General features: G+C 47.4%; 1 protein-coding gene. It reads left to right on the forward strand.

Annotated elements, in window-relative coordinates:
- A partial coding sequence (gene glnE, locus A3738_RS12720; protein ID WP_082890040.1) for a bifunctional [glutamate--ammonia ligase]-adenylyl-L-tyrosine phosphorylase/[glutamate--ammonia-ligase] adenylyltransferase occupies window positions 1–1,787 on the forward strand: 1,787 nt, incomplete at both ends.

Raw genomic sequence — 1,787 nt, forward strand, 5'->3', positions numbered from 1 at the left:
TCAAGCAATGGCTGTGTTACGCGTGTTTCGGAACACTGAGCAGGCAAGGATTATATGGCGAGACATGAATGGTCTTGGCAATCTTGATCAGACGCTCGCCGAGGCGAGTGCGTTGGCTGATGTGTGTATTCAGCAATGTTTGATTTGGTTGCACGCACGTTTTATTGCGCGATATGGAACACCGCGCAACGCTGATGGCGAAGAGCAGAGAATGATTGTGCTCGGCATGGGTAAATTAGGTGCGCGCGAGCTCAATGTGTCTTCTGATATCGACTTAATTTTTGCCTTTCCTGAAAAGGGCGAGACAGACCATCCAAAAAAGCCCATTGATAATCATCAATTTTTCTCAAAGTTGGGGCAGAAGCTGATTCATATGTTGGATGCTCAAACGGCAGAGGGTTTTGTATTTCGCGTTGATATGCGTCTGCGGCCTTATGGAACTAGCGGTGCCTTGGCTTTGAATCTGCGCGGTTTTGAAGATTACTTCCAAACACAAGGTCGTGAATGGGAGCGTTTTGCCATGCTGAAGGCGCGTGCAATCACCGGTACCAAAAATGACCGAGCAGTGTTGCTGAAGAGTATCATTCAGCCATTTGTGTATCGTAAATATCCCGACTATTCGAGCTTTCAAGCTTTGCGAGATATGAAGCGACTTATTATGTCTGAGGTGCATCGCAAAGGTGGCGATAGAAACATTAAGCTGGGTAGCGGTGGGATTCGTGAGATTGAATTTATTGCGCAAGCCGCGCAGCTCATATACGGAGGTCGTGACTTAAGACTCCAAGACACTGGTCTGCAAAGCGCTTATCAAACACTTGCTGAACAAGATTATCTGCCTAGTGAGTGGGTTGATCGTTTGTTAGAGGCATATTGTTACCTGCGCGATTTAGAGCACGCAATACAGGGGTATAAAGATCAGCAGACTCAGCAATTGCCTGATGAAGAAGCTGCACAAGATGCCGTTGTGCTGGCTATGAATGAAGAAAGTTGGGGCGCGTTAGTTGCCAGGCAAGCCAAGTTGCGGGCAAATGTATCGGCTATTTTTGAAGAGTTCCTGCAAGAAGATGCACAAAGCGAAGAGCATGAGGATGCTGGTGCTTATGAGTGGCTTCAGATCTGGCAGGTCGAAGACGATGAGCAGGGAAGTCGCACAGAGGCTTGGGCCAAGGAATTTGAACGGGCAGGGTATGATGATCCAGTTCTAGCCGCTCAGGCGATGGTTCAATTCAAAGACTTACCGCGTTTTCGCTCGATGACGCCAGCTGCGTATAAACGATTCGAAGAATTTTTGCCTCGCTTGCTTAATACGCTGGCAGTTGGCGAAGCGCCGAGCCTGACGTTAAAGCGCGTTTTGAAAGTAGTTCAAGCCGTCTTAGGGCGTTCTATCTATTTGGTTCTTCTTATTGAAAATGAGCAGGCGCTTCAACAGCTTTGTAAGTTGTGTTCAGAGAGTGAATGGTTCGCTGAACATATTTCGGCCACGCCAGTTGTACTCGATGACTTACTAAAGCCGGAGTTGCTGTATACGCCGCCTAAACGCGAAGAGTTAAGTGATGAGTTGCGTCAGTCCTTGTTACGTATTCCTGAGGAAGATCTTGAAGCGCAGATGGATTGTTTGAGGAATTTCAAACAGTCACATATGTTGCGTGTCGCAGCCGCTGAGATAAGCGGTGTCTTGCCTGTGATGAAAGTAAGTGATTACTTAACATGGTTGGCTGAAGCCTGTGTCGATTCGGCATTATCGATCGCTTTGCACAACTTAAGTCAGAAACATGGTTTCCCAGAAG

This window comes from Oleiphilus sp. HI0066 (assembly GCF_001635725.1).